Here is a 24,571-nt window from a genome sequence, read left to right on the forward strand (position 1 = left end):
AGGAAACACTAGAGCGAAAGTCGTCGTCGCCAGCAGCGCCGCCGCCCTCGTTCAGTGAGTGGGCTTATAATCCCACCCAACGAACCAAGTCAACACACCAACTGTAAAAATTCTGACATTTTTGTAAGTGATTGATTTGAAACATTAATTTTAAAAGATGAGGCGAAAGCTGGGAAATTTGACCCGATCGAGCGCCATTTCCGGATTCATTTTACTTCCTTGGACGGAAACACCCAGGAAACGGCTTTCAAAGAGGCAGACTCAAGCTCCCATGGGGTCGCCGAAGGGCCTGCATTGCCAGTTTCGCGCCCAGGACCTAATAGAAACCGAGCTATTGAAGGAGTGGAGAATGCTGGTCCTCGACGAAGAACAGACGCGCGCAGCACTTGCATGGCCGGCGCTGATCGATGCGATAGCGGCGATGTTTGCCGATGGTTGCGTCATGCCGGTCCGACATCATCACGATATGGAGGTTCCCGGCGAAAGTGACGCGACGCTGCTCCTGATGCCCGCCTGGCTGCCGGGACGCTATATGGGCGTGAAGATGGTTTCGGTGTTCCCGGGAAATGCGGCGCGTGCCCTGCCGGCCATCTTCGGAACCTATCTTCTTTCCTCGGGCCAGACGGGAGAGATGCTGGCGGTGATCGATGGCGGCGAGCTGACGGCGCGGCGCACGGCGGCGGCCTCGGCGCTTGCTGCCCGATATCTTGCGCGCGAGGATGCCGAGGAGTTGCTTGTGTGCGGCACCGGACGACTGTCGCTCAATCTGATCCAGGCACATGCCACGGGCCGGCCCTTGAAGCGGATCGGCATATGGGGGCGGGACCGCGAGAAAGCAGCGGGCATCGCCAGGGAGGCGCAGGCGCTCGGCCTGGCCGCGGAGCCCGTCGCGGATCTGCAGGCCGCGGCTCGCAGTGCCGACATCATTTCCTGCGCGACACTATCGGGTGCACCGCTGATCCAGGGGGAATGGCTGAAGCCGGGCGCGCATCTCGATCTCATCGGCGGTTTCAAGCCGGATATGCGCGAGGCCGACGATACGGCGATACGGCGGGCGCGGGTGTTTGTCGACACGCGTGCCGGCGCGATGAAAGAGGCCGGCGACATCACCCAGCCCCTGAAGAATGGCGTATTGGCAGCCGACGACATCCGGGCCGAGCTCCGCGAGCTGGTGAACGGGGCGCATCCCGGACGGACCGATGACGCGGACATAACCCTGTTCAAATCGGTGGGCGCGGCGCTCGAGGATCTCGCCGGCGCGATCCTTGCCTATGAATATGTACGGGGCCGGCAGGCGTGACGCATACAACGCCCTCATTGCCCGACCTGCCGGTCTCGCATGTGCTCGCCGATATCGGCGTTGCCCTTGCAGAGCATCGGCGCGCCGTCCTCTCGGCACCGCCCGGCGCCGGCAAGACGACGCTGGTGCCGCTCTTCCTGTTGGGGCAGGCATGGCGCGATGACGGCAAGATCATTGTTCTGGAGCCGCGGCGGCTGGCGGCAAGGGCAGCGGCGGCCCGCATGGCATCGCTGCTCAACGAACAGGTCGGCGACACCGTCGGCTACCGCATGCGGCTCGATAACCGCGTCTCGGCCAAGACCCGTATCGAGGTGGTGACAGAAGGCGTGTTCGCGCGGATGATCCTCGACGATCCCGAATTATCGGGCGTTTCCACTGTTATCTTCGACGAATTCCACGAACGCTCGCTGGATGCGGATTTCGGCCTGGCACTGGCTCTCGACGTGCAATCGGCGCTGCGTGAAGATCTGCGCATCCTTGTCATGTCGGCAACGCTCGACGTGGAGCGTGTCGCGACCCTGCTCGACCATCCGCCCGTCATCGAGAGCATGGGCCGCAGCTTTCCGATCGACATCCGTCATCAGGACCGACCGCCGGGTGAGCGGATCGAGGATACGGTGACGCGAGCGATCCTCGACGCGCATGCGTCGGAACAAGGCTCTATCCTCGCCTTCCTGCCGGGACAGGCGGAAATTACCCGCACGGCGGAAAGGCTGGAGGGCCGGTTCGGCACTGCCACGATGATCGCGCCACTTTACGGCAATCTCAGCCAGAAGGAGCAGGACGCGGCGATCCGGCCGGCGCCGCAAGGTACCCGCAAGATCGTGCTGGCGACCTCGATCGCCGAGACGTCGATTACCATCGACGGCGTGCGCATCGTCATCGATAGCGGCCTGCAGCGGCTGCCCGTCTTCGAAGCCTCGACCGGCATCACGCGGCTGGAAACGGTGCGGGTATCGCGCGCCTCGGCCGATCAGCGGGCCGGCCGCGCCGGGCGAACCGAACCCGGTATTGCCATCCGGCTGTGGCACCCAGGCCAGACGGCGGCGCTGCCCGCCTTCACGCCGCCGCAGATCCTCTCCAGCGATCTGTCCGGCCTTGCGCTCGACCTCGCACATTGGGGCGTGCAGGATCCGGCCGCGCTCGCCTTTGCCGACCAGCCGCCGGCCACGACGCTTGCCGAGGCGCGGGCGCTGTTGCGGCAACTGGGTGCGCTCGACGCGGAAAACGGGCTGACGGCGCGGGGCCGGCTGATGCGCGAGCTGGCACTGCCGCCTCGGCTGGCGGCGATGGTGATCTCAGCCGCCGATTTCGGCCAGGCGCGCGAGGCCGCATTGCTTGCCGTGCTGCTGACCGAACAGGGACTTGGTGGACAGAGCATCGACCTGGAAGAACGGCTGCGGCGCTTCAAGACGGAAAAGGGCGAACGCGCCGAGGCAGCGCGCCGGCTGGCCGGAAGGCTTGCCTCGGCGGCCAGCGGCAAAGGGACTGCCGGCTTAACGCCACTGTCTTTGGCCGGCTCGCTGCTGCTGCATGCCTTTCCCGATCGCATCGCGCTGCAGCGCGGCGGGCGTGGGCGCTTCGTCATGGCGAACGGGCGCGGCGCCGAACTGCCGGAAACCGAGCGCCTTGCCGGTTCCCAGATGCTTGTCATCGCCGATCTGACCGGCCGCGCGGCACAAGCGCGTATTCTTGCGGCAGCCGAGATTTCCCGCACTGATGTCGAAGAGCATCTGCCGGGCGAGATCCGCACCGAGGATCAGAGCTTCTTCGACAAAGCCAGCCGGCAGGTACGGGCGCGGCGCGCCACGCGGCTCGGCGCGATCATCTTTGAGGAAACGCCCCTGCCGCGCCCATCCGGCGAGCAGGCGGCAAAGGCGCTGGCCGAGGGTATTCGCGAACTTGGCATCGGCGTGCTGCCATTTTCCAAGGAAACGGCGCAGTTGCGCGCGCGGATAGGCTTTCTGCATCGCACGATCGGCGAGCCTTGGCCTGATATGGGCGACGACGCCTTGCTCGCGCGGCTGGACGAGTGGTTCACACCCTTCCAGGCCGAGGCTCGCGGACTTTCCGACATTTCCGCCGGCGGGCTTTCCAACGGGCTGATGTCGCTGGTGCCGCATGAGCTGCAACGCGATCTCGGCCGGATGGCACCCACGCATTTCGAGGCGCCGACCGGCCAGCGCCATCCCATTCAATATGATGGCGAGGAGCCGCTGTTGACCATCCGCGTCCAGGAGCTGTTCGGGCTGAAACAACATCCTGCCATCGGCGGCGGCCGGTTGCCGCTGGTGTTGGAGCTGACCTCGCCAGCCCATCGCCCGATCCAAACGACGCGCGATCTGCCCGGCTTCTGGGCCGGATCCTGGCGGGATGTGCGCGCCGACATGCGCGGCCGCTACCCGAGGCACCCCTGGCCGGAAGATCCGGCGGATGCCTTGCCGACGACGCGCGTCAAGCCAAGGGGAACCTGACGATGGCACGCTTCTTCCGCGGACTGGAAAAACTTTCCGATGCAGAGATAAAGGCGCAGGACGACCACCATAGCAGCCGGCGACTGAGGTTGCAGACGCTGGTTCGCCTGCGCTGGCTTGCCGTCGGCGGCCAGACGGCGACGGTGACGATCGTCGCCTTCTGGCTGAAATTCCCGATGCCACTCTTGCCATGCTACGTGCTGATCGCCTGCCTTGCCTGGATCAACTTCTTCCTGACCCTGCGTTTTCCACCGACGCACCGGTTGGAGCCGCCGGCGGCGTTTGCGCTGCTTGGCCTCGATCTTCTGCAGCTCTGCGGGTTGCTGCTGATCACCGGCGGGCTGACCAATCCTTTCTCCGTGCTGGTCTGCGTGCCTGTCATCATTTCCTTCGCCTCGCAGCCGATCCGCTACAGCATGACGCTGATCGTGCTGGCGATGATCTGCATCACCGGCCTTGCCTTCTCGCCCTTCCCGCTGCCCTGGTATGACGGGGTTGCCACGAGCGTGCACAGCGTGATGCAGCTGGGAGTCTGGTGCTCCATTGCCTCCACCATGGCTTTTGCGGCCTTCTATGCCTATCGCGTCTCCATGGAAGCCTCGCAGCTTGCCGACGCGCTGTCGGCGACGGAGCTGGTGTTGCAGCGGGAAAAGCACCTGTCGCAGCTCGATGGGCTGGCGGCGGCGGCGGCGCATGAGCTTGGCACGCCGCTTGCGACCATCAGCGTCGTCGCCAAGGAGATGGAACGGGAGCTCAAAGAGGACGACCGTTTCCGCGAGGATGTGGCGCTGCTGCGCAGCCAGAGCGAACGCTGCCGCGATATCCTGCGGCGGCTGACCACGCTCTCCTCGGAGGACGAGGCGCATATGCGGCGGCTGACCCTGTCGTCGATGATGGAAGAGATCATCGCCCCGCATCGCGAGTTCGGGATCACGCTGCAGCTGATCGAAAAGAGCCCGCGAGCCGGCGAGCCCGTGCTGAACCGCAATGCCGGCATCATGTACGGTCTCGGCAACCTTATCGAGAACGCCGTCGACTATGCCCGCCAGACGGTGACCGTCACGGTGGAGTACACCGCCGATACGCTCACGATCGTCATCGAGGATGACGGCAACGGCTATTCGCCGGAGATCCTGACGCGGATCGGGGAACCTTACGTAACGACGCGGCAGCGCGACGACACGGCTGGCGGCCTCGGGCTCGGCCTCTTCATCGCCAAGACACTGCTGGAGCGCTCCGGCGCGGCGCTCGCCTTCGGCAACCGCGATCCGGAAACGCCGGGCGCGCGCGTGCGCGTCGAATGGCCGCGCATGTTGATCGACAGTAATTCGACAAAATGATTTTCACGGCTTAAAACAGCGGTCGTCAAATTGGTGGAATATGCAGGCGGATGGTCGCCGGGATAGAAGATAGAATGACGGATAAAGAGCTTGCCGCCTCGCGTGCCGGGGACAAGGATGCCGCAGCCCATATCGGCACGGATGCGACACTGCTGATCGTCGATGACGACGGCCCCTTCCTGCGCCGGCTGGCGCGCGCGATGGAAATCCGGGGCTTCGTGGTCGAGACGGCGGAATCGGTGGCGGAAGGTGTTGCCAAGACCAAGGCCAACCCGCCGCAATATGCAGTCGTCGACCTCCGGCTCGGCGACGGCAACGGCTTGGATGTCATCGAGGCGATCCGGCAGCGACGCGACGATACGCATATCGTGGTGCTGACCGGATACGGCAATATCGCGACGGCGGTCACGGCCGTGAAACTCGGTGCGCTCGACTATCTCGCCAAGCCAGCCGATGCCGACGATGTCTACGCGGCGCTGACGCAGCGCCCGGGCGAGAAGGCGGAAGTGCCGGAAAATCCGATGTCGGCGGACCGGGTGCGCTGGGAACATATTCAGCGCGTCTACGAAATGTGCGAGCGCAATGTTTCCGAGACGGCCCGCCGCCTCAATATGCATCGTCGCACGCTGCAGCGCATCCTCGCCAAGCGCGCACCCAAGTAGAAGGCCCTTCGCTTACGCTCCGCGTGCTCGACGCTAAAGTTCCTCGCCCCCATCATCCGCCCCTGGATTGATCGAAGGGCGGTCACCTTCTCCCCGAGGGGAGAAGGTAAAATCCTTGCCCGTTGCCCATTCAGCCAGCATCAGACGCTGGGCGGCGGTGCGGGAGAAATTCAACGTCACCGACTTGCGCGTCGCCGGGGGCAGCCGATGCTCCGGCGCCTCGCGGATCATGTGGGCGCCATAGCCGTCCGACAGGAAGAGCCCGCAATCTTCCGGGAAGATATCGAGCGGAACGTCCTTGTGCGTCGCAAAGAACAACCGGTCGCAATGCAGGCGGTAATCGGGCCATTTGCGGTCGACGCGGAAATCCTCGATCGAGGTCTTGATCTCGATGATCCAGATTTCGCCCTTTTCGGAAAGGCTGACGAGGTCGGCCCGGCGGCGGCTCGCTAGCGGCAACTCCGGCAGGACGGCATGACGCATCTCGTGCAGTAATAATTGCACGCCCTTGCGTACAAGCATAGCTCGTTCCGACTGCCTGCCATCTATTAACGGATTGTTATTGTAAACGTTCAAAATCGTCATGAATTGCCTCAGGGACGGGGCAAGCATTGTTGCAAAAAAACCATGTCCCTCTAATTTGCGCGCCGGAGCTATTTTTGAGCCCAACAGCAGCTTGCAAAGCTTAGTTTAATGGAAAATAAACCGTAGACAAAGATGATTGATAGTCATCCATCCCCTGCCACGAAATTTCAAGAGTCCTCCATGCGCATCCGTAATGCTATGACCGCACTCGGCCTTGTCGCAATGCTCGCGTCGGCTGGCTATGCCACCACTGCCGCAGCCGCGCCGTCCGCCACCGCAAACTCCGCAGCCGATACCATCAAGACGTTCGATGGTGACTACGGCATCACCAATGACAACGGCTTCGAACTGCCGGCGATCCCGATCCAGAAGGTGAAGCCGCAGTTCCGCCGCCAGATCGTTGCCTATAAGTCCGACGAGGCTGAAGGCACCATCATCGTCAACACGCGCGAGCGTCATCTCTACTACATTCTCGGCAACGGCGAAGCGATGCGCTATGGCATCGGCGTCGGCAAGCAGGGCTTCTCCTGGTCCGGCACGGCCTATGTAGCCTGGAAGCAGGAATGGCCGAATTGGCATCCGCCGAAGGAAATGGCGGTCCGCCGTCCGGAAATCGCCAAGTATGTCGATGGCGGCATGAATCCCGGCCTCTCGAACCCGCTCGGTGCGCGCGCCATGTATCTCTACAATGACAAGGGCCAGGACACGCTGTTCCGCCTGCACGGCACGCCGGAATGGGCTTCGATCGGTACCGCTGCTTCCTCGGGCTGCATCCGCCTGATCAATCAGGACGTCATCGATCTCTATAGCCGCGTTCTGCCGGGCCGCAGCACCAAGGTCGTCGTCATCCAGTAATCATTGCCGGCATTCGAATTGAAAAAGGCCGCCGGATATCCCATCCGGCGGCCTTTTTTGTTCGAGAAAGCGGAGTGATACTATGCCGTCCCACCCGCCCTCGTCCTTCGAGGCTCCGCCTTCGGCTGCGCACCTCAGGATGAGGACTGATCTTTTCCGCTGGCCATAGGACTCTCCCCACCTCATCCCGAGGTGCCTTGCCGTCAAAGCATCAGCGCAGACGACAAGGCCTCGAAGGATCGAGGTGGCCTCTGAGGAAGAGACGGTATCACCCTGCCTGCCTTGCCTTCAGCTCGATACGGCGGCGATGCAGCACCGGTTCCGTATAGCCGTTCGGCTGCTCGCGACCCTTGAGCACGAGATCGAGCGCCGCCTGGAAGGCGATCGAACCGTCAAAATTGCCGGACATGGCGACATAGAGCGGATCGGAGGCATTTTGCTGGTCGACGACGGCGGCCATGCGCTTCATCGTCTCGACGATCTGGGCCTCGGTGATGACCTTGTGGTGCAGCCAGTTGGCCATGTGCTGCGCCGAGATGCGGAGCGTGGCGCGATCCTCCATCAGGCCGATATTGTTGATATCGGGCACCTTGGAGCAACCGACGCCCTGGTCGACCCAACGGACGACATAGCCGAGGATACCCTGACTGTTGTTGTCGATCTCGCGCTGGATTTCCTCCGGCGTCCAGTTCGGCCGCGAGGCGACCGGCACCGAGAGGATATCGGAAAGCTTGGCGCGGGCGCGGCTCTTCAGGCTCTTTTGGACATCGGCGACATTGACGCGGTGATAATGGGTCGCATGCAGTGTGGCGGCCGTCGGCGACGGCACCCAGGCGGTGTTCGCTCCGGCCTTCGGATGGGCGATCTTCTGTTCCAGCATGGCCGCCATCAGGTCCGGCATGGCCCACATGCCCTTGCCGATCTGAGCGTGGCCGGAAAGGCCGCATTCCAGGCCGATATCGACATTCCAGTTCTCATAGGCCGCGATCCAGGCGGCCTGCTTCATGTCGCCCTTGCGGATCATCGGTCCGGCTTCCATCGAGGTATGGATTTCATCGCCGGTGCGGTCGAGAAAGCCGGTGTTGATGAAGACGACGCGCTCGCCGGCGGCGCGGATGGCTTCCTTGAGGTTGACCGTGGTGCGGCGCTCCTCGTCCATGATGCCCATCTTCATGGTGTTGCCTGGCATGCCGAGCACAGCCTCGACGCGCGAGAAGATCTCGACGGCGAAGGCGACTTCTTCCGGTCCATGCATCTTCGGCTTGACGACATACATGGAGCCGGTGCGCGAATTCTTGCGGCGACCGTTCGGACCGATATCATAAAGCGCGATCAGGCCGGTAATGACAGCGTCCATGATGCCTTCCGGAACCTCGTTGCCATCGCGATCGAGGATCGCCGGATTGGTCATGAGGTGGCCGACATTACGTATCAGCATTAGCGAGCGGCAGTGCAGATCGAACGTGCTGCCGTCCGGAGCCGTGTAGGCTACGTCGGGATTGAGCCGGCGTATGAAAGTCTTGCCACCCTTGGCGACTTCCTCCGTCAGATCGCCCTTCATCAGGCCGAGCCAGTTGCGGTAGACTTCCGCCTTGTCCTCGGCGTCGACGGCCGCGATGGAATCCTCGCAGTCCATGATCGTGGTGATCGCCGATTCCAGGCGGACGTCGGAAATATTGGCCGGATCGGTCTTGCCTATATCGGTGCCGGCGTCGATGACAACTTCGATATGAATGCCGTTCTGCTTCAGCAGGATATGCGACGGGGTGGCCGCATCGCCGAGATAACCGGCAAAATGGCTAGCATCCGCCAGCGCTGCGACGCCGCTCTTGGTCGTGATCGCCAGAGCGCCATTGTTCACGGCAAAGCCGGTAACACCCTTCCAGCTTACGCCGGCAAGCGGCACGGCGGCATCGAGGAAATCGCGCACCCAGGCGATGACCTTTTCGCCGCGCTTGGGATTATAGCCCCGGCCCTTCTCGGCGCCATCGGTTTCGGGGATGGCATCTGTGCCGTAAAGCGCGTCGTAGAGCGATCCCCAGCGGGCATTGGCGGCATTCAGCGCATAGCGGGCGTTCATGACGGGAACGACGAGCTGCGGGCCGGCAATATGAGAGATTTCCGGATCAACATTGGCGGTCGAGACCGTGAAGGCCGGGCCTTCCGGCACGATATAGCCGATTTCGCGCAGGAAAGCCTCGTAGACGGCGATATCGACCGGCGCGCCATTCTTGCGATACCAATCGTCGAGCGCCGCCTGCATCCGGTCGCGCTTGGCGAGCAGCTCGCGGTTCTTCGGCGCGAGATCGTGGACGATTTTGGAGAAGCCGGCAAAAAAGGTGTCGGCATCGATACCAGAACCCGGCAATGCCTCCTTGACGAGGAAATCGTAAAGTACCGGTTCGATCTGCAGCCCGTTCTTCTCAATACGGCTCATGCCAAATACTCCTCAAGGCCGTTTCACGGCTCAATTTTCACATGCTGCCACTTTGCTCACGGTTTCGCTTTCCGTCAATTTGGCAATAGTTAGAAAGATTTATGCGCCGTCGGAAACAATCAGTCCATGGCAATGCGAGGACGCCCGCTGGCGGTTGCGATGAAACGTGCCTCGATCAGCTTGCGGCTCCCCTCGACCTCCGGTGCGTCGACCTGCTCATCCATTGCCACCACGAGATCCACGGCGCCATTGAGCCGCGCCTGCGCCATCGCAGCCTCGACGGCCCGCGCCCGCGCGTCAGCAAAGCTCCTGTCCTCATCGGTGAACCGCAGACTTTCGCCGGCTCCGTTCAAAACGTAGATACCATCTTCCGGCATGGTGACGAAGACGGTGGCGCTGGCTCGCACCTGGCCGACAACGGCGCCGACCGCATTGGCCACATCCGAGTGAGCAGGAATGGTGGTTTCGCTCCCCAGCATCGCGGCGATAGCGGGATAGTAGACCGGTGCCGAAGCGCCGAGCCCGATAAGGGGGCGGTCAAGCGAAACAGCGAAGCGAGCAATGCCCGAGGCGCGGCGAAGGGCGCGATCGATCGAGATCGACCTGGCCGGATCCAGATCGGCAACGCCGTCCTCGGCAAGACAGGCGGCAAGAATGACCTCGGCCGATTGGCGGGTAAGGCGATCGACGATTTTCTGTGCCAATTCCTCGATGGAAGAGGCGATGGCGCGTCCGGAGCCATCCTTCAGCCGCATCGCCAGGGCCAACCCAAGCTGCGCAGCTTCCGCATTCCACTGGTTCTGCCGACCCAGCACATGCATGGCATCCGACGGCGTCAGACCACTCAGATGCACTAGCCCCCGCGCCACCAGCCGGTCCAGAGTAGCCTTCTGCGAGGTTACGGTCAGAAGCTTGTCGAGTGCCAGGGGAGTATTGCCAATCCTGTCGAATAGCGCCTGTTCGAGCGGCGTGAGGCCGCTCGCCAGATGATCCGGCACGCCGGTGCGCATGGCGAAGCGGCCGGCATTGCGGGCAAGATGCGGCGCACGCAATTGCTGCTCCAGCACGTCAAGCACGGCCTCGCCATGCGCATGGGCGGCAAGGCTGAGCGGCAGCAGGCGACGCGGCCCGAGTTCGAAGCCGGCGACGAGGCCGCGATCGTTGATCTTCACCTCCGAATCGCCGCCAAGGCCATAGGTGCGCATCGCGACGGCCTCGACCATGGTGCGATAGCCTCCGACAACAGCGCCATCGGCGTCGAGCCTCGGCCGGCCGGCATCCATGATGGCAACGTCGGTGGTCGTGCCGCCGATATCGGAAACGACAGCATCGTCGAGGCCTGTGAGATAGCGCGCGCCGACCAGGCTCGCGGCCGGGCCGGACAAAATGGTCTCGATCGGCCGAAGCTTGGCCTCGGCAGCCGAAATCAACGCTCCATCGCCACGAACCACCATCATCGGCGCAGCGATGCCGCGCGTTGCCAGAAACCCTTCGCAGGCACCGACGAGACGATCGATCATCGATACCAAACGGGCATTGAGCAGCGTCGTCAAAGCCCGTCGCGGGCCTCCGAGCTTGGAGGATAGCTCGTGGCTGCAGGTAACAGGCAGATGCGACAATTCGCGGATACGATCGCGCACCCTGATTTCATGAGCCGGATTTCGCACGGCGAAATAGCCGGCAATGGCGAAGGAGGAGACCGTCTTTGCCAGTTCCGGCAGTGCGTCTTCCAATGCCGTCAGATCGAGCGGATTTTCGTTGCCGTGAACATTGTGGCCGCCCGGCAGAAACAGCACGGGATCGGACCCGAGCGCTTCCGCCAGGCCATCGCGCTTCAGATCATCGGGACCGAAGCCGATCATGACCAGCCCGGCGCGACCGCCCTGCCCTTCCACCAGCGCATTGGTGGCGAGCGTCGTCGACAGCGAAACAAGGCCGATCGCCGTAACCGGAACGCCGGCATCGGCAATGACGGCATCAACGGCGCCGGCGATGCCGACGGCCAGATCGTGCCGCGTGGTCAGCGATTTCGCCTTGGCGATCACACCATCGGTTTCATGGAAGAGAACGGCATCGGTATAGGTTCCACCCGTGTCGATGCCGAGCAGGAAATGAGACGTCACTGATCAATTCATCCTTGGGGATTGAGGTCGAAGCGGCAAGCGCGAAACCTATCTCGCCCTTGGCGGGCGAGAAAGCAAAAACTTAGGATTAGGCAGGGGCTTGTCCGCCGTGTAATTCTTAGTTTTTGCAAGAGAGGGGGCAGGTGGGGCGCGGAGAATCTCGACAATAGGCAAGATACGGACCCCCGCTCTTGCAATTTCAATGGCTTAGAAATTGCACCGAGATTTTGAACGTATAGAACTCCTGTTTCGCAATTCCTAAACCAGTGAAATTGCTTTCTCGCCGCCAGGGGCGAGATAGGCCCCGCATTCTCAGCCGCTGGCCCTTCGCTTCCGCTCCGGGCGTTCGTCACTGCAATCGATTCACCGGATCGATTGCTTCGGCTATGCCGAACCGTTCCTCACCGTAACCCGCATCGGCAAACCACCGCGCGGCTGGGTCGTCAGCTTCTGCACCGGCCAGGGATCGGTCTCTTCAGTCGTGTCGAAGCGGAAGCGGCGCATCATGACCGCAAGAGCGATAACCGCCTCCTGGAGGGCGAAGGTGGCGCCGATGCAGACGCGGGGACCGGCGCCGAAAGGCAGATACTGGAAACGGTTGATCTTGCCGCGGTTCTCCGGAAGAAAACGCTCGGGCATGAAGGCGCGCGGCTTTTCCCAATAGAGCTCGTGGCGATGCAGCGTCCAGGGCATGATCAACACGGTGATCCCCTTCGGGATCGTCACGCGCTCGCCCTTCGTGCTCATCCATTCGTCGTCGGCAATAGCGGCCCGGTTGATCGAAGGCGCCGGCGGATAGAGGCGCATCGCCTCTTCGAAAGCGGCACGGACATGCGGCATCAGGTCGAGCCAGGCGACGGGCTCGGCATCTGTTGCCAGCACCCGGTCGATTTCCTCTTCCATGGCTTCGCGGATATGCTGGCTGTTGGCAACGCAGTAGAGCGTCCAGGCAAGCGCGCGGGCCGTCGTCTCATGACCTGCGCCGATGAAGGTGAGGATATTATCCTCGATCTCCTCCATCGTGAGCCCGTCTGGGCCGGCCTTTTCCAGAAGCAACGTCAGGAAATCATCCGGCGCGCTGGCGCGATCCCTGCGCATCTTGTCGAGACGCAGGTTCATGGTATTGCGGACGATGCCGCGAAACTTGTCGAGCATCTTCTGGCCGCCGATGCGGGTGACGCGCGGCACCCAGGCGGGCGCGCGCAACAGATCCATGGGATCGACGCGCCCCATGCGATGCAGCAGCTCGTTGACATCGTCGGCAAAATGCTCGCTTTCGGTGACGATCTCACCGGAAAACAGCGTCTCGGCCAGAATGGCGAAGGTGAGCTCGGTCATATCGGCGGCGATGTCGAAAGTCGCGCCCTTGTCGCCGACACCTTCGTATTTGTGCACATATTCCAGGCTCTGACTCAGCATCTGGCCGGCAAAGCCCTGGGCGTGGCGTGGCGTGAACACCGGGGCAACAGCCTTGCGCGAGCGTTTCCAGACGGGGCCTTCGGCGGTCAGCAGCCCATCGCGCAGGATCGGCCGGAGCACGAGCTGGCGGATATCGGCCATGCGGTAGTTGGCGGCGTTGTCGACCAGGATATGCTTGATCAGGCCGGGATCGTTGACGATCAGCGTCCGCTCGTTGAAGAATTTGGTCTTGATCCAAGGCAGCGTATAGGAAGGCTCGCCCCACAATTCGAGCGGATTGCGCAGGATGGTACGGATGATCGTCAATCGCGATGGCGGGACGGTGCGCGGGACCGGCGCGGGCGGAGAAAAGGCTTCCGGGATCATGTCCATGAGATCAATTCTCCTCGAAAGCCGGGCTCCTGCTTGGCCCATGTGGCCTGAGCGGCATCAGACACCCGATATGGTGAATGCCGCCAGCAAAATCTAGAGAAGCGACTTCAGGTCACTCAGCTTATCATTGATAAGCCAGCCATAGTAATTTTCCTCCGGCCAGACCGGCTGCGCGGCGCCGCGGTTCTTTGCGGCAAGTGCTGCGGCGCGCTTGCGGGTGTTGCCGAGATTGTAGAGCGTCGCGGTGATGCCCGGATTGCCTGATATGTCCATGCCGGCGATCGAGCGATAGTCGTCGATGGACTTGCGGATCGATGCGGCAACGAAGGCCAGCGACAGGTCCGGATCCATGATGGCCTTATAGACGCCGCCGGCATCCTTCTCATCCAGCTTCGGAATGCCCGAGGTGCTGCTGACCAGATCGGATAGTTCAAGTGCCGTCAGCGGATTGACCTGGCCGAGGCCGAAGGTCTGACCGGCATAGAAGGGCTGGAAGAAAACCGCGCTGAAGCGATTGTCAGGATAGGATTTGCCGCCGACCGTCTTGCCGCGGAAATCGTCTTCCCAGACATCGTCTCGGCAGGTCCAGAGGCTGTAGGAGTCCCTCTTGCTCTTGCAGACGTCGAATTGCGGCCGGGCGATGAAATCGTCGACACTTTCGCCGTCATAGGCGAAGCGGAAGCTCTGGCCGGCATAGGAGGCAGCCTTGACGTAATAGGACTGCAGACCGTCATACGCATCGACGTTGTAGGTGTGCTCGCCGACGAGCGCGCCGATGATATGGATCGGATCGATGCCATAGGCGCGCGCCGTCGACTTGATCTTCGACATCAGCTTGGTGTCGGTCGCCAGCAGCTCGCGGACTTTCTGGTACTTGCGGTCGAAGGTCGAATTCGTGCCTCGGGTGCGGCGCACGGAGGCGCCGGGAACCGGCGGCTGCTCGGCATTTCGGTTACCGGGCGGCACGGCGACTGCCGCTTCCGCAAAGGCGGGCATCCAGGAGAAGCTGGCGACCGCCAGAAGAAATATGATCAGTATGCGTCGCAAGATGGCTGTCCTGTCGAAGTTTCAACCGATGTTTCCGTGCGGCTGCCTGACGGATAAACTTGGCCGAATAAAGCCATCCGACACAAAGAAACGGGCCCCTAACTAAAAAGTTAACGGCCCGCTGTCGAGTGCTTACTGTTTTAAATCGCCTCTGCCAGCCTGCTACAGAATGAAGCGGGAGAGATCGGTGTTATTGGCGAGATCGCCGACATGCTCGCGAACATAGGCAGCATCGATGGTCACCGATACGCCGGCGCGGTCCGAAGCGTTGTAGGAGATCTCATCGAGCACGCGCTCCATGACCGTCTGCAGGCGGCGTGCGCCGATATTCTCGACTGTGGAGTTCAGATGCACGGCAACATCGGCAAGTGCGTCGATGGCGTCGTCGGTGAAATCGAGCTTCAGGTCTTCCGTTTCCATCAGCGCCTTGTACTGGCGGATGAGGCTGGCTTCCGGTTCGGTCAGGATGCGGCGGAAGTCTTCCTTGGTCAGCGGCCGGAGCTCGACGCGGATCGGCAGGCGGCCCTGCAGTTCCGGCAGGAGATCCGAAGGCTTCGACACGTGGAACGCACCGGAGGCGATGAAGAGGATATGGTCCGTCTTGACCGGGCCATACTTCGTCGAAACCGTCGTGCCTTCGACCAGCGGCAGCAGGTCGCGCTGCACGCCTTCGCGGGAGACGCCGGCGCCTATGCCGCCGTCGCGGGCCGCGATCTTGTCGATTTCGTCCAGGAAGACAATGCCGTCATTCTCGGCGGATTGCACGGCTTCGCGCTGGATCGCCTCGTTGTCGATCAGCTTGTCGGATTCGTCGCGCACCAGTTCCTTGTAGGAATCCTTGACCGTGGTGCGCACCTTCTTGGTGCGGCCGCCCATGGCCTTGCCGAACATTTCCGACAGGTTGAGCACACCGATATTGGCGCCGGGCATGCCGGGGATTTCGAAGCCGCCGGGCATGCCGGAACCGGTGTCGGCAACTTCGATGTCGATTTCCTTGTCATCAAGCTGACCGTCGCGCAGCTTCTTGCGGAAGCTGTCGCGCGTCGCCGGCGATGAAGTCGCGCCGACCAGGGCGTCAAGAACGCGTTCCTCGGCGCTCATATGCGCCTTGGCCTGAACCTCGGCGCGCTTCTTTTCGCGCACCAAGCCGATGCCGACTTCGACGAGATCGCGGATGATCTGTTCGACATCGCGGCCGACATAGCCGACCTCGGTGAACTTGGTGGCTTCGACCTTGATGAAGGGCGCGCCGGCCAGCTTGGCGAGGCGACGGGAGATTTCCGTCTTGCCGACACCGGTCGGGCCGATCATCAGGATGTTCTTGGGCATGACTTCGTCGCGCAGATCGGGCTCGAGCTGCTGGCGGCGCCAGCGGTTGCGCAGGGCGATCGCCACGGCGCGCTTGGCCTCATGCTGGCCGACGATATAACGGTCGAGTTCGGAAACGATCTCGCGGGGGGAAAAAGTGGTCATTTCGTGTGTTTCCCGTCAGGGCTAGAAACTATCAAGAGAGGAAATTAGGCTTCGGCGTCGAGCGTTTCCACAATCACGTTGTGATTGGTGTAGACGCAGATGTCAGCGGCGATATCGAGGGCGCGGCGGGCGACATCCTCAGCGGATTTGTCGGTATCCATCAGCGCACGGGCGGCCGCGAGCGCGAAATTGCCGCCGGAGCCGATCGCCATGGCGCCGTGTTCCGGCTCGAGCACATCGCCGTTGCCGGTGATGGCGAGCGTCACGCTCTTGTCGGCCACCAGCATCATGGCTTCGAGGTTGCGCAGATATTTGTCTGTGCGCCAGTCCTTGGCGAGCTCAACGGCTGCGCGCATCAACTGGCCCGGATATTGTTCCAGCTTCTTTTCAAGGCGCTCGAGCAGGGTGAAGGCATCGGCGGTCGCGCCGGCGAAACCGGCGATGACATCGCCCTTGCCGATGCGGCGAACCTTGCGGGCATTGCCCTTCATTACGGTCTGGCCAAGGCTGACCTGGCCATCACCGGCCATCACGACCTTGCCGTTCTTGCGAATAGTCACAATTGTCGTCATTTAACACCTGTTTGCCCCCGTTCCGGCGGGCTTTCTGCCGGGCCGCGTTTCGGCCCCGTCAGCACCTATGTAAGAGGGCTTTTGACGATTGCAAATGGCAGCCAAGCCGGATCAATGCAGACGAGCCGGCTAAAGACGCAAGCCCGCGCGTAACTTCTGGATATTTCTCGATACGCCTGATAAGGAACCCGCGTATTCCGATGGAGCAGCCCATGGCAGAGACCCCAGCGAGCCGCACGGCAAGCGTTTCCCGCAAGACCAACGAGACTTCCGTCTCCGTGTCCGTCAATATCGACGGCAGCGGCAAGTCGACGATTTCGACGGGTGTCGGCTTCTTCGACCATATGCTGGAACAGCTTTCGCGACATTCGCTGATCGACATGGAGATCGACACCAAGGGCGACCTGCATGTGGACGACCATCATGCGGTCGAGGATACCGGCATCGCCATCGGCCAGGCCATCGCCAAGGCGCTGGGCGACCGGCGCGGCATCACGCGCTATGCCTCGATCGACCTTGCCATGGACGAGACGATGACCAAGGCGGCCGTCGATCTCTCGGGCCGGCCCTTCCTTGTGTGGAACGTCAGCTTCAGCGCCCCGAAGATCGGCACGTTCGACACCGAACTGGTGCGTGAGTTCTTCCAGGCTTTAGCGCAGAATGCCGGCATCACACTGCATGTTCTCAACCATTATGGCGCCAACAATCACCATATAGCCGAGACATGCTTCAAGGCCGTTGCGCGCGCATTGCGTACCGCAACCGAGATCGATCCGCGGCAGGCAGGCCGGGTGCCCTCGACGAAGGGCACGCTCGCCTGAACCCCAACCTGGGGAAGTGAAGAAATGGCAAGCTATCTGATTTTGACTCCACCCGGAGCGGCGAACCGATCCGAAGTATCGGACCGGTATCGCGACGGTACGCGATTCATCCGCGACGGCTTTTCCTGGAAGGCCTTCCTGTTTCCGGTGCTGTGGATGCTTTTCCATCGTTTGTGGCTGCATGCCGCCGCCGCTTTTCTGTTGCAAGGCGTTGCCTTGGAATTGATGCGCCAGCCGGGCCTGTTTGCCGCCGGCGCAGCCATTCTGCTCGGCGTGCATGTTCTGGCAGCCCTCGAGGGCCCGTATGCGCTCGGCCAGCGGCTTATGGACCGCGGGTGGAAAATGGAAAATCTCGTCTCAGCGCATGATCTGGCGACGGCGGAGCAAATCCATTTTTCCCACATCGAGGACGAACCGCAGCAGGATATCCATTCGAAAAATTGGGATATCTCGGCTAACAACAGCAATTCCAGCCGTTCCGGTCCGAGCTTCGGTCTTCCCGGCTATGACGGAGGACGCTGACGATGCGCGTCGCAATTATCGACTATGGTTCCGGCAATCTGCGCTCGGCCACCAAGGCTTTCGAGCGGGCTGCCCGCGAAGCCGGCATCGATGCGGACATCGACCTCACAAATGATGCCGAGCGCGTCGCTACCGCGGACCGTATCGTGCTTCCGGGCGTCGGCGCCTATGCCGATTGCCGTCGCGGGCTCGATGCCGTTTCCGGCATGGCGGAAGCCTTGATCGATGTCGTGGAACACAAGGCCCGCCCCTTCCTCGGAATCTGCGTCGGCATGCAGCTTATGTCGTCGCGCGGGCTGGAAAAGACCGTTACCCAAGGGTTCGGCTGGATCAAGGGCGACGTCAAGGAGATGACCCCGAACGATCCCAGCCTGAAGATCCCGCAGATCGGCTGGAACACGCTGGATATCCGGCATCCGCATGCGCTCTTCGACGGGATTCCGACCGGGCCGGACGGGCTGCACGCCTATTTCGTCCATTCCTATCATCTGGCCGCCGACCATGGCGAAGACGTCATCGCCACCACGAACTATGGCGGACCAATGACCGCCTTCGTCGGACGCGACAATATGGCCGGCTCGCAGTTCCATCCGGAAAAGAGCCAGAAACTCGGCCTCGCCCTGATTGCCAATTTCCTGCGCTGGAAGCCGTAAGGCTCGCGCTCCAAGGACAGAAATCATGATTCTTTTCCCTGCTATCGACCTAAAAGACGGCCAATGCGTGCGCCTCAAGCTCGGCGACATGGAGCAGGCGACCGTCTACAATCCCGATCCGGCGGCTCAGGCGAAAGCCTTCGAGGACCAGGGCTTCGAGTGGCTGCATGTGGTCGATCTCAACGGCGCCTTCGCCGGCGAGACCGTCAACGGCGCTGCCGTCGACGCCATCCTCAAGGCGACGAAGAACCCGGTACAGCTCGGCGGCGGCATCCGCACCCTCGAGCATATGGAAAACTGGCTGTCGCGCGGTCTGACCCGCGTCATCCTCGGCACGGTCGCCGTGCGCGATCCGGCGCTTGTCGTGGAAGCCTGCAGGCAGTTTCCGGGCCATATCGCCGTCGGTATCGACGCCAAGGGCGGCAAGGTGGCAGTCGAGGGCTGGGCGGAAGCCTCCGAACTCGGCGTCATCGAGCTGGCGAAGCAATTCGAAGGCGCCGGCGTCGCCGCCATCATCTACACCGACATCGACCGCGACGGCATCCTCACCGGCATCAATTGGGCTTCGACACTGGAACTGGCCGAAGCTGTTTCCATCCCGGTCATTGCCTCCGGCGGATTGGCCTCGCTTGACGATATCCGCCGCATGATCGAGCCTGACGCCCGCAAACTGGAGGGTGCGATTTCCGGCCGCGCGCTCTATGATGGCCGCATCGACCCTAAGGAAGCACTGGCACTGATCAAGCAGGCCAGGGAGGCAGTGCAATGACCCTGAAAGCCCGCGTCATCCCCTGCCTCGACGTCAAGGACGGCCGCGTCGTCAAGGGTGTCAACTTCCTCAATCTCGTCGATGCCGGCGACCCCGTCGAGGCGGCCAAGGCCTACGATGCCGCCGGCGCCGACGAGCTCTGCTTTCTCGACATCACCGCCTCTTCCGACAATCGCGAAACCATCTTCGATGTGGTGGCGCGGACGGCGGAGCAATGCTTCATGCCGGTGACTGTCGGCGGCGGCGTGCGCGCTATCGCCGATATCCGCAAGCTGCTGCTCTGCGGCGCCGACAAGGTGTCGATCAATTCGGCAGCCGTCAATAATCCGGATTTCGTCGCCGAAGCGGCCGACAAGTTCGGCAACCAGTGCATCGTCGTCTCGATCGATGCCAAGCGGCGGCGGACCGAGGCGCTCGGCGGCGACAATATGAGCGCCTGGGAGATCTATACCCATGGTGGCCGCAACGCGACCGGCATCGACGCCGTCGATTTCGCGCGCCGGATGGTCGAGCGCGGCGCCGGCGAGCTTCTCGTCACTTCCATGGATCGCGACGGCACCAAGGTCGGCTACGATCTGGAGCTGACGCGGGCAATCGCGGATGCCGTGCGGGTGCCTGTTATCGCGTCCGGCGGCGTCGGCGACCTCGACGATCTCGTCGCCGGTGTCAAGGAAGGCCATGCGACGGCGGTGCTCGCCGCCTCGATCTTCCACTTCGGCACCTATTCGGTGGGCGAAGCAAAGCGCTACATGGCGGAGCGCGGCATTCCCATGCGGCTCGATTAGGAGGCAGCGAACCAATGAGCGGATTTACCCTCTCCGACCTCGAACGAATTGTCGAGGAGCGTTCCAAGGCCTCGCCGGAGGAATCCTGGACCGCGAGACTATGCGCCGCCGGCCAGCCGAAAGCCGCGAAGAAACTGGGCGAGGAAGCGATCGAGGCCGTTATGGCGGCGGTCACCAACGATCACGACAACCTCACCTATGAGGCCGCGGACTTGCTTTATCATCTTATGGTCGTATTGAAGATTGCAGGCATTCCGTTGCAGAATGTCATGGGTGAGCTCGAAAGGCGCACCGCACAATCCGGCCTTCAGGAGAAGGCGCGCCGGTAGAGAGCGATGACGATAGCGACCAAGTCCCCATCTGTGCCCGAAACGCTCGATATTTTTCAGGCGAAAGCCTATTCGCCCTATTATTTCTTTTCTTCGGAAGAGTGGGCGAAATTCCGGGCCGACACACCGCTGACGCTGACGGCCGACGAAGTGACGCGGCTGCGCTCGATGGGCGATCCGATCGATCTCAACGAGGTCCGGCGCATCTATCTGTCGCTGTCGCGCCTTTTGTCCTCGCATGTGGAATCCTCGCAGATCCTGTTCGAGCAGCGCAACCGGTTTCTGAGCCTCTCGAATGTCGCCAAGACACCGTTCGTCATCGGCATTGCCGGCTCCGTCGCCGTCGGCAAGTCCACTACGGCCCGTATCCTCAAAGAACTGTTGCGCCGCTGGCCGTCGAGCCCGAAGGTCGACCTGATCACCACGGACGGCTTTCTCTATCCGAATGCGGAACTGCAGCGCCGCAACCTGATGCAGCGCAAGGGTTTTCCGGAAAGCTACGATACGGCAGCGCTGCTGCGCTTCCTCTCGGCGATCAAGGCAGGACAGCCGGATGTGAAGGCGCCCTGCTATTCGCACCTCGTCTATGACGTGCTGCCGAATGAATTCAAGACGGTCGACCGTCCGGATATCCTGATCTTCGAGGGCATCAACGTGCTGCAATCGCGGCATCTGCCGGCCGACGGCAAGATCGTACCGATGGTTTCAGATTTCTTCGACTTCTCGATCTATATCGACGCCGACGAGGAGCTTATCCATACCTGGTATGTCGCCCGCTTCATGAAGCTGCGCGAAACCGCCTTCCGCGATCCCAATTCCTTCTTCCACCGCTACGCCTCGATCAGCGGCGAGGAGGCCCTGGCCATCGCCGAAGGGCTCTGGAAGAACATCAACCTCAAGAACCTGCGTCAGAACATCCTGCCGACCCGCCCGCGCGCCGACCTCATCCTGCAGAAGGGCAAGAACCATCTGATCGAACAGGTAGCGCTCAGGAAGCTTTGACGTTCAGGGATCAACTCGCCTTAAAGTCAGGTTTATCCGCCCGCCATTCTTCAGCAATATCGACGTGGCCGGATAGATACGGTCGACGCCATGGAAGCAGAGCCTGCCCTCGCCGCCGAGAACGACGATATCGCCACTGGAGAGCTTGAAAGATAGCGTGCGATCATTGCGGCTGAGACCGCCGACCCGGAAGAGGCAGCTGTTGCCCAGCGAGATCGACAGGACGGGTGCGGCCAGATCCTGCTCGTCGCGGTCCTGATGCAGCCCCATGCGGGCATCGTCGGCGTAGAAATTGACGAGGCAAGCCTGCGGCGGCTTTTCATAGCCAGCTATATCATTCCAGAGATCGAGCAATTGCGGCGGCATGGCCGGCCATGGTCGGCCGGTGACGGGATGCGTCGGCTGATAGCGATAGCCGCGCTGCTTGTCCGTCACCCAGCCGAGCGCACCGCAATTGGTCATGCGCACCGACATTTCCTTGCCTGTCCCGGGCATGGCGGGCGTGAACAGCGGCGCTTCGGCCACGATTGCGCGGATGGCCTCGACCAGGCCTTCCTGTTTGGGGCGATCGAGATAGTCGGGGAGATGGCGAATACCGTTGGGAAGCAGCATTGATGTTTTCCTGATGGTGCCGGCCAGGTGAATGTGCCGTCGTCGCAGGCACCGGTAGCTGCCGCGAAATCAGATCGCCCGACAATCCGCATTCTAATCCCGCCAAACCAAAAGCGCAGCCCGAAAGCTGACTTAATCGCCGCCAGGCTTGCCGCGCATCTTCTTGACTTCGGAGCGCCCGGATTTTTCCTTCAGCCGGCGCTCGATGGAACCCTTCGTCGGCTTGGTCTTCCTGCGCGGCGGCGGCGGCGGGGCCGCGGCTTCGAGGATCAGTTCCTTCAGGCGTTCGCGGGCATCCTCGCGATTGCGATCCTGGCTGCGGAAACGGCTGGACTCGATCATCAGCACGCCGTCCTTGGAAAGGCGCCGCCCGGCAAGCCTCGCCGCATTAGCCTTGACGCGCTCGTTGAGCGACGGCGAATTCTGGAGGCTGAAGAAAAGCTGGACCGCCGTCGCAACCTTGTTGACGTTCTGGCCGCCAGGACCGCCCGCCAGAACGAATTGTTCCGTCAGTTCCCAGCCGGCGATGGTGATCCGGTCGTTGATATAAAGCGCTTCGCTGGCCATGGTTTTCTCCGCGCCTGTCTATCCCACATCGGAGCGCGGTTGAAAACTACTGCCGGGCAAAATGAAAACCCGGCGAACTGGTCGCCGGGTTTCACGTGAGTCATTCCCGTTCTGGATGTTTATTCTGCTGCGACGGGCATTCCCGGCGCCGCGTCGCGGACATTGCCGTCGACGTGATCCTCGAACTTGGCGAAGTTGGTCACGAACATCTGGACCAGCTTCTTGGCCTGCGCGTCATAGGCCTCGCCATCGGCCCAGGTGGAGCGGGGGTCGAGGATGGCCGTGTCGACGCCCTCGACGGCAACCGGCACCGCAAAGCCGAAATTCGGATCGATGCGGAATTCGACATTGTCGAGATCGCCCTTCAGTGCGGCGGCCAGCAGGGCACGCGTCGCCTTGATCGGCATGCGCCGTCCCGTGCCATAGGCGCCGCCGGTCCAGCCGGTATTGACCAGCCAGCAGCTGGCGCCGTGGCGGGCAATCAGTTCCTTGAGCAGATTGCCGTATTCGGCCGGATGGCGCGGCATGAAGGGAGCGCCGAAGCAGGTCGAGAACGTGGCTTCCGGCTCGACGACGCCCTTCTCCGTGCCGGCGACCTTGGCGGTGTAACCGGAGAGGAAGTGGTACATCGCCTGTTCCGGCGTCAGCCTGGCGATCGGCGGCATGACGCCGAAGGCATCGGCCGTCAGCATGATGATCGTCTCGGGATGGCCTGTTAAGCCGGATTCCGAGGCGTTCGGGATGAAATGCAGCGGGTAGGCGCTGCGGGTATTCTCCGTCAGCGAACCATCGTCGAGATCCGGGCGGCCATGCTCGTCCAACACGACATTTTCCAGCACCGTGCCGAAGCGGCGGGTCGTGGCGTAGATTTCCGGCTCGGCCTCGGCCGACAGGCGAATGGTCTTGGCGTAGCAGCCGCCTTCGAAATTGAAGATGCCGTTTTCGCCCCAACCATGCTCGTCGTCGCCGATGAGCGTGCGCGTCGGATCGGCTGAGAGCGTCGTCTTGCCGGTGCCCGACAGGCCAAAGAAGATCGCGGCGTCGCCATCAGGGCCGACATTGGCCGAGCAGTGCATCGGCATGACGCCGCGTTCCGGCAGCAGATAGTTCAGCGCGGTGAAGACCGATTTCTTCATTTCGCCGGCATAGGACGTGCCGCCGATCAGAACGATGCCGTTGACCAGATCGCAGGCAATCACCGTTTCCGTGCGGCAGCCGTAACGCTCCGGATCGGCGCGGAAGCTCGGCAGGTCGATGATCGTCAGCCTGGGCATGAAGCTTTCGAGCGCCGAACGTTCGGGACGGATCAACAGGTTGCGGATGAACAGCGAATGCCAGGCGAATTCGGTGATGACACGCGTCGGCAGGGCGTAGTCGCGATCGGCGCCGCCGATGAGATCCTGGACGAACAGGTCCTTGCCATGCGCATGCGCCAGCATGTCTTCCTGCAATAGCGCGAAGTGCTCCGGCGACATCGGCTTGTTGTTGTCCCACCAGATCTGATCTTCGGTGGTGGCGTCGCGCACGACGAACTTGTCCTTCGGAGAACGGCCGGTGTGCTGCCCGGTCAGCGCCCTCAGCACACCATCGGCGGTGAGATCAGCTTCGCGGCGGCGAATCGCCTCTTCATAGAGGTGGGCCTCCATGAGGTTATAGCGCACGCTGGCGGCGGCTCCCAGGCCGATCGTTCCCAGTTCGGTTGCGGGATTACGGACGCCGAATTGCTCCATCACTTTTTTCCTCAACAAGGCCTTGGCCGTTAGAACTTTCTAAAGCGTAGAGACGTCTTTTTAAAAGCACAAGAGCAAAAAACAAAAAATCTTTAATGATATCAGTTATTTAATCGATTTAA

The 24,571-nt window shown here is 62.0% G+C and carries 22 protein-coding genes; 12 read left to right on the plus strand and 10 right to left on the minus strand.

The features are described 5' to 3' along the window. Positions 1 to 349 precede the first annotated feature (349 nt). The 4 genes from lhpI to GA0061101_RS03340 all read left to right on the plus strand — a co-directional run bounded on the left by lhpI (position 350) and on the right by GA0061101_RS03340 (position 5,776). On the plus strand, positions 350 to 1,300 hold the full coding sequence (gene lhpI / locus GA0061101_RS03325; RefSeq protein ID WP_092573031.1) for a bifunctional Delta(1)-pyrroline-2-carboxylate/Delta(1)-piperideine-2-carboxylate reductase: 951 nt from the start codon (positions 350 to 352) through the stop codon (positions 1,298 to 1,300). After that, the gene (gene hrpB, locus GA0061101_RS03330; protein WP_092573032.1) at positions 1,297 to 3,774 is read left to right on the plus strand and encodes an ATP-dependent helicase HrpB; all 2,478 of its coding nucleotides are present in this window, start codon (positions 1,297 to 1,299) and stop codon (positions 3,772 to 3,774) included. The genes lhpI and hrpB overlap by 4 nt, the downstream gene beginning before the upstream one ends. 2 nt (positions 3,775 to 3,776) lie before the next feature. Further along, positions 3,777 to 5,114: an ActS/PrrB/RegB family redox-sensitive histidine kinase gene (locus GA0061101_RS03335; RefSeq protein ID WP_092573033.1), complete on the plus strand. Its 1,338-nt coding sequence runs from the start codon at positions 3,777 to 3,779 to the stop codon at positions 5,112 to 5,114. A 74-nt stretch (positions 5,115 to 5,188) separates the two neighbouring features. Continuing rightward, positions 5,189 to 5,776: an ActR/PrrA/RegA family redox response regulator transcription factor gene (locus GA0061101_RS03340; RefSeq protein WP_092573034.1), complete on the plus strand. Its 588-nt coding sequence runs from the start codon at positions 5,189 to 5,191 to the stop codon at positions 5,774 to 5,776. Between the two features lie 33 nt (positions 5,777 to 5,809). Here GA0061101_RS03340 and GA0061101_RS03345 read toward each other — a convergent pair whose 3' ends face one another. Then, on the minus strand, positions 5,810 to 6,361 hold the full coding sequence (locus GA0061101_RS03345) for an MmcB family DNA repair protein (RefSeq protein WP_092573035.1): 552 nt from the start codon (positions 6,359 to 6,361) through the stop codon (positions 5,810 to 5,812). 180 nt (positions 6,362 to 6,541) lie between these two features. Here GA0061101_RS03345 and GA0061101_RS03350 point away from each other — a divergent pair, with 180 nt between their 5' ends. Next, the gene (locus GA0061101_RS03350; protein WP_037195499.1) at positions 6,542 to 7,216 is read left to right on the plus strand and encodes a L,D-transpeptidase; all 675 of its coding nucleotides are present in this window, start codon (positions 6,542 to 6,544) and stop codon (positions 7,214 to 7,216) included. Positions 7,217 to 7,484: 268 nt separating this feature from the next. On the opposite strand, the gene GA0061101_RS03355 is transcribed toward GA0061101_RS03350, so the two are convergent. From GA0061101_RS03355 to hslV, 6 genes are all read right to left on the minus strand, one after another. Continuing rightward, positions 7,485 to 9,653: a malate synthase G gene (locus tag GA0061101_RS03355; protein ID WP_092573036.1), complete on the minus strand. Its 2,169-nt coding sequence runs from the start codon at positions 9,651 to 9,653 to the stop codon at positions 7,485 to 7,487. Positions 9,654 to 9,772: 119 nt separating this feature from the next. Continuing rightward, entirely contained in the window at positions 9,773 to 11,776 is a 2,004-nt protein-coding gene (locus tag GA0061101_RS03360; protein WP_092573037.1) for a hydantoinase/oxoprolinase N-terminal domain-containing protein, read from the minus strand. 384 nt (positions 11,777 to 12,160) lie between these two features. Then, positions 12,161 to 13,567 carry a cytochrome P450 gene (locus GA0061101_RS03365; protein WP_037195505.1) on the minus strand — a complete coding sequence of 469 codons (1,407 nt, stop codon included), beginning with the start codon at positions 13,565 to 13,567 and terminating at the stop codon, positions 12,161 to 12,163. A gap of 93 nt (positions 13,568 to 13,660) precedes the next feature. Next, on the minus strand, positions 13,661 to 14,614 hold the full coding sequence (locus tag GA0061101_RS03370) for a DUF1402 family protein (protein WP_092573038.1): 954 nt from the start codon (positions 14,612 to 14,614) through the stop codon (positions 13,661 to 13,663). Between the two features lie 162 nt (positions 14,615 to 14,776). Continuing rightward, positions 14,777 to 16,087, minus strand: a complete 1,311-nt coding sequence (gene hslU, locus GA0061101_RS03375) for an ATP-dependent protease ATPase subunit HslU (protein WP_037195508.1) — start codon at positions 16,085 to 16,087, stop codon at positions 14,777 to 14,779. Between the two features lie 44 nt (positions 16,088 to 16,131). Further along, positions 16,132 to 16,659 carry an ATP-dependent protease subunit HslV gene (gene hslV, locus GA0061101_RS03380; protein ID WP_034481393.1) on the minus strand — a complete coding sequence of 176 codons (528 nt, stop codon included), beginning with the start codon at positions 16,657 to 16,659 and terminating at the stop codon, positions 16,132 to 16,134. A gap of 212 nt (positions 16,660 to 16,871) precedes the next feature. On the opposite strand from hslV, the gene hisB reads away from it, so the two are divergent. Genes hisB through coaA form a run of 7 tightly spaced genes read left to right on the plus strand, consistent with a single transcriptional unit; the run spans position 16,872 to position 21,540 of the window. After that, positions 16,872 to 17,480 (plus strand): imidazoleglycerol-phosphate dehydratase HisB, encoded by a 609-nt coding sequence (gene hisB / locus GA0061101_RS03385; protein ID WP_047559495.1) that lies wholly within the window; start codon positions 16,872 to 16,874, stop codon positions 17,478 to 17,480. Between the two features lie 24 nt (positions 17,481 to 17,504). Next, positions 17,505 to 18,002 carry a DUF2628 domain-containing protein gene (locus tag GA0061101_RS03390; protein WP_092573039.1) on the plus strand — a complete coding sequence of 166 codons (498 nt, stop codon included), beginning with the start codon at positions 17,505 to 17,507 and terminating at the stop codon, positions 18,000 to 18,002. A gap of 2 nt (positions 18,003 to 18,004) precedes the next feature. Next, a complete protein-coding gene (gene hisH / locus GA0061101_RS03395; RefSeq protein WP_092573040.1) occupies positions 18,005 to 18,655 on the plus strand; it encodes an imidazole glycerol phosphate synthase subunit HisH in 651 nt (216 codons plus the stop codon). A 25-nt stretch (positions 18,656 to 18,680) separates the two neighbouring features. Next, positions 18,681 to 19,424 carry a 1-(5-phosphoribosyl)-5-[(5-phosphoribosylamino)methylideneamino]imidazole-4-carboxamide isomerase gene (gene hisA / locus GA0061101_RS03400; RefSeq protein WP_037195518.1) on the plus strand — a complete coding sequence of 248 codons (744 nt, stop codon included), beginning with the start codon at positions 18,681 to 18,683 and terminating at the stop codon, positions 19,422 to 19,424. Beyond that, positions 19,421 to 20,209: an imidazole glycerol phosphate synthase subunit HisF gene (gene hisF, locus GA0061101_RS03405; RefSeq protein WP_092573041.1), complete on the plus strand. Its 789-nt coding sequence runs from the start codon at positions 19,421 to 19,423 to the stop codon at positions 20,207 to 20,209. Before hisA ends, hisF begins: the two co-directional genes overlap by 4 nt. Positions 20,210 to 20,223: 14 nt before the next feature. Continuing rightward, positions 20,224 to 20,538, plus strand: coding sequence for a phosphoribosyl-ATP diphosphatase (locus GA0061101_RS03410; RefSeq protein WP_047559314.1), 315 nt, complete (start codon positions 20,224 to 20,226; stop codon positions 20,536 to 20,538). A 6-nt stretch (positions 20,539 to 20,544) separates the two neighbouring features. Continuing rightward, the gene (gene coaA / locus GA0061101_RS03415; protein ID WP_092573042.1) at positions 20,545 to 21,540 is read left to right on the plus strand and encodes a type I pantothenate kinase; all 996 of its coding nucleotides are present in this window, start codon (positions 20,545 to 20,547) and stop codon (positions 21,538 to 21,540) included. A gap of 3 nt (positions 21,541 to 21,543) precedes the next feature. On the opposite strand, the gene GA0061101_RS03420 is transcribed toward coaA, so the two are convergent. From GA0061101_RS03420 to GA0061101_RS03430, 3 genes are all read right to left on the minus strand, one after another. Then, on the minus strand, positions 21,544 to 22,152 hold the full coding sequence (locus GA0061101_RS03420; RefSeq protein ID WP_092573043.1) for an alpha-ketoglutarate-dependent dioxygenase AlkB: 609 nt from the start codon (positions 22,150 to 22,152) through the stop codon (positions 21,544 to 21,546). A 132-nt stretch (positions 22,153 to 22,284) separates the two neighbouring features. Continuing rightward, positions 22,285 to 22,719 carry an alternative ribosome rescue aminoacyl-tRNA hydrolase ArfB gene (arfB, locus tag GA0061101_RS03425; RefSeq protein ID WP_092573044.1) on the minus strand — a complete coding sequence of 145 codons (435 nt, stop codon included), beginning with the start codon at positions 22,717 to 22,719 and terminating at the stop codon, positions 22,285 to 22,287. Between the two features lie 119 nt (positions 22,720 to 22,838). Beyond that, positions 22,839 to 24,449: a phosphoenolpyruvate carboxykinase gene (locus GA0061101_RS03430; protein WP_037195530.1), complete on the minus strand. Its 1,611-nt coding sequence runs from the start codon at positions 24,447 to 24,449 to the stop codon at positions 22,839 to 22,841. Between the last annotated feature and the right edge of the window lie 122 nt (positions 24,450 to 24,571).

Origin of the sequence: Martinezella lusitana (assembly GCF_900094565.1) — a bacterium.
Taxonomy (GTDB): domain Bacteria; phylum Pseudomonadota; class Alphaproteobacteria; order Rhizobiales; family Rhizobiaceae; genus Rhizobium; species Rhizobium lusitanum.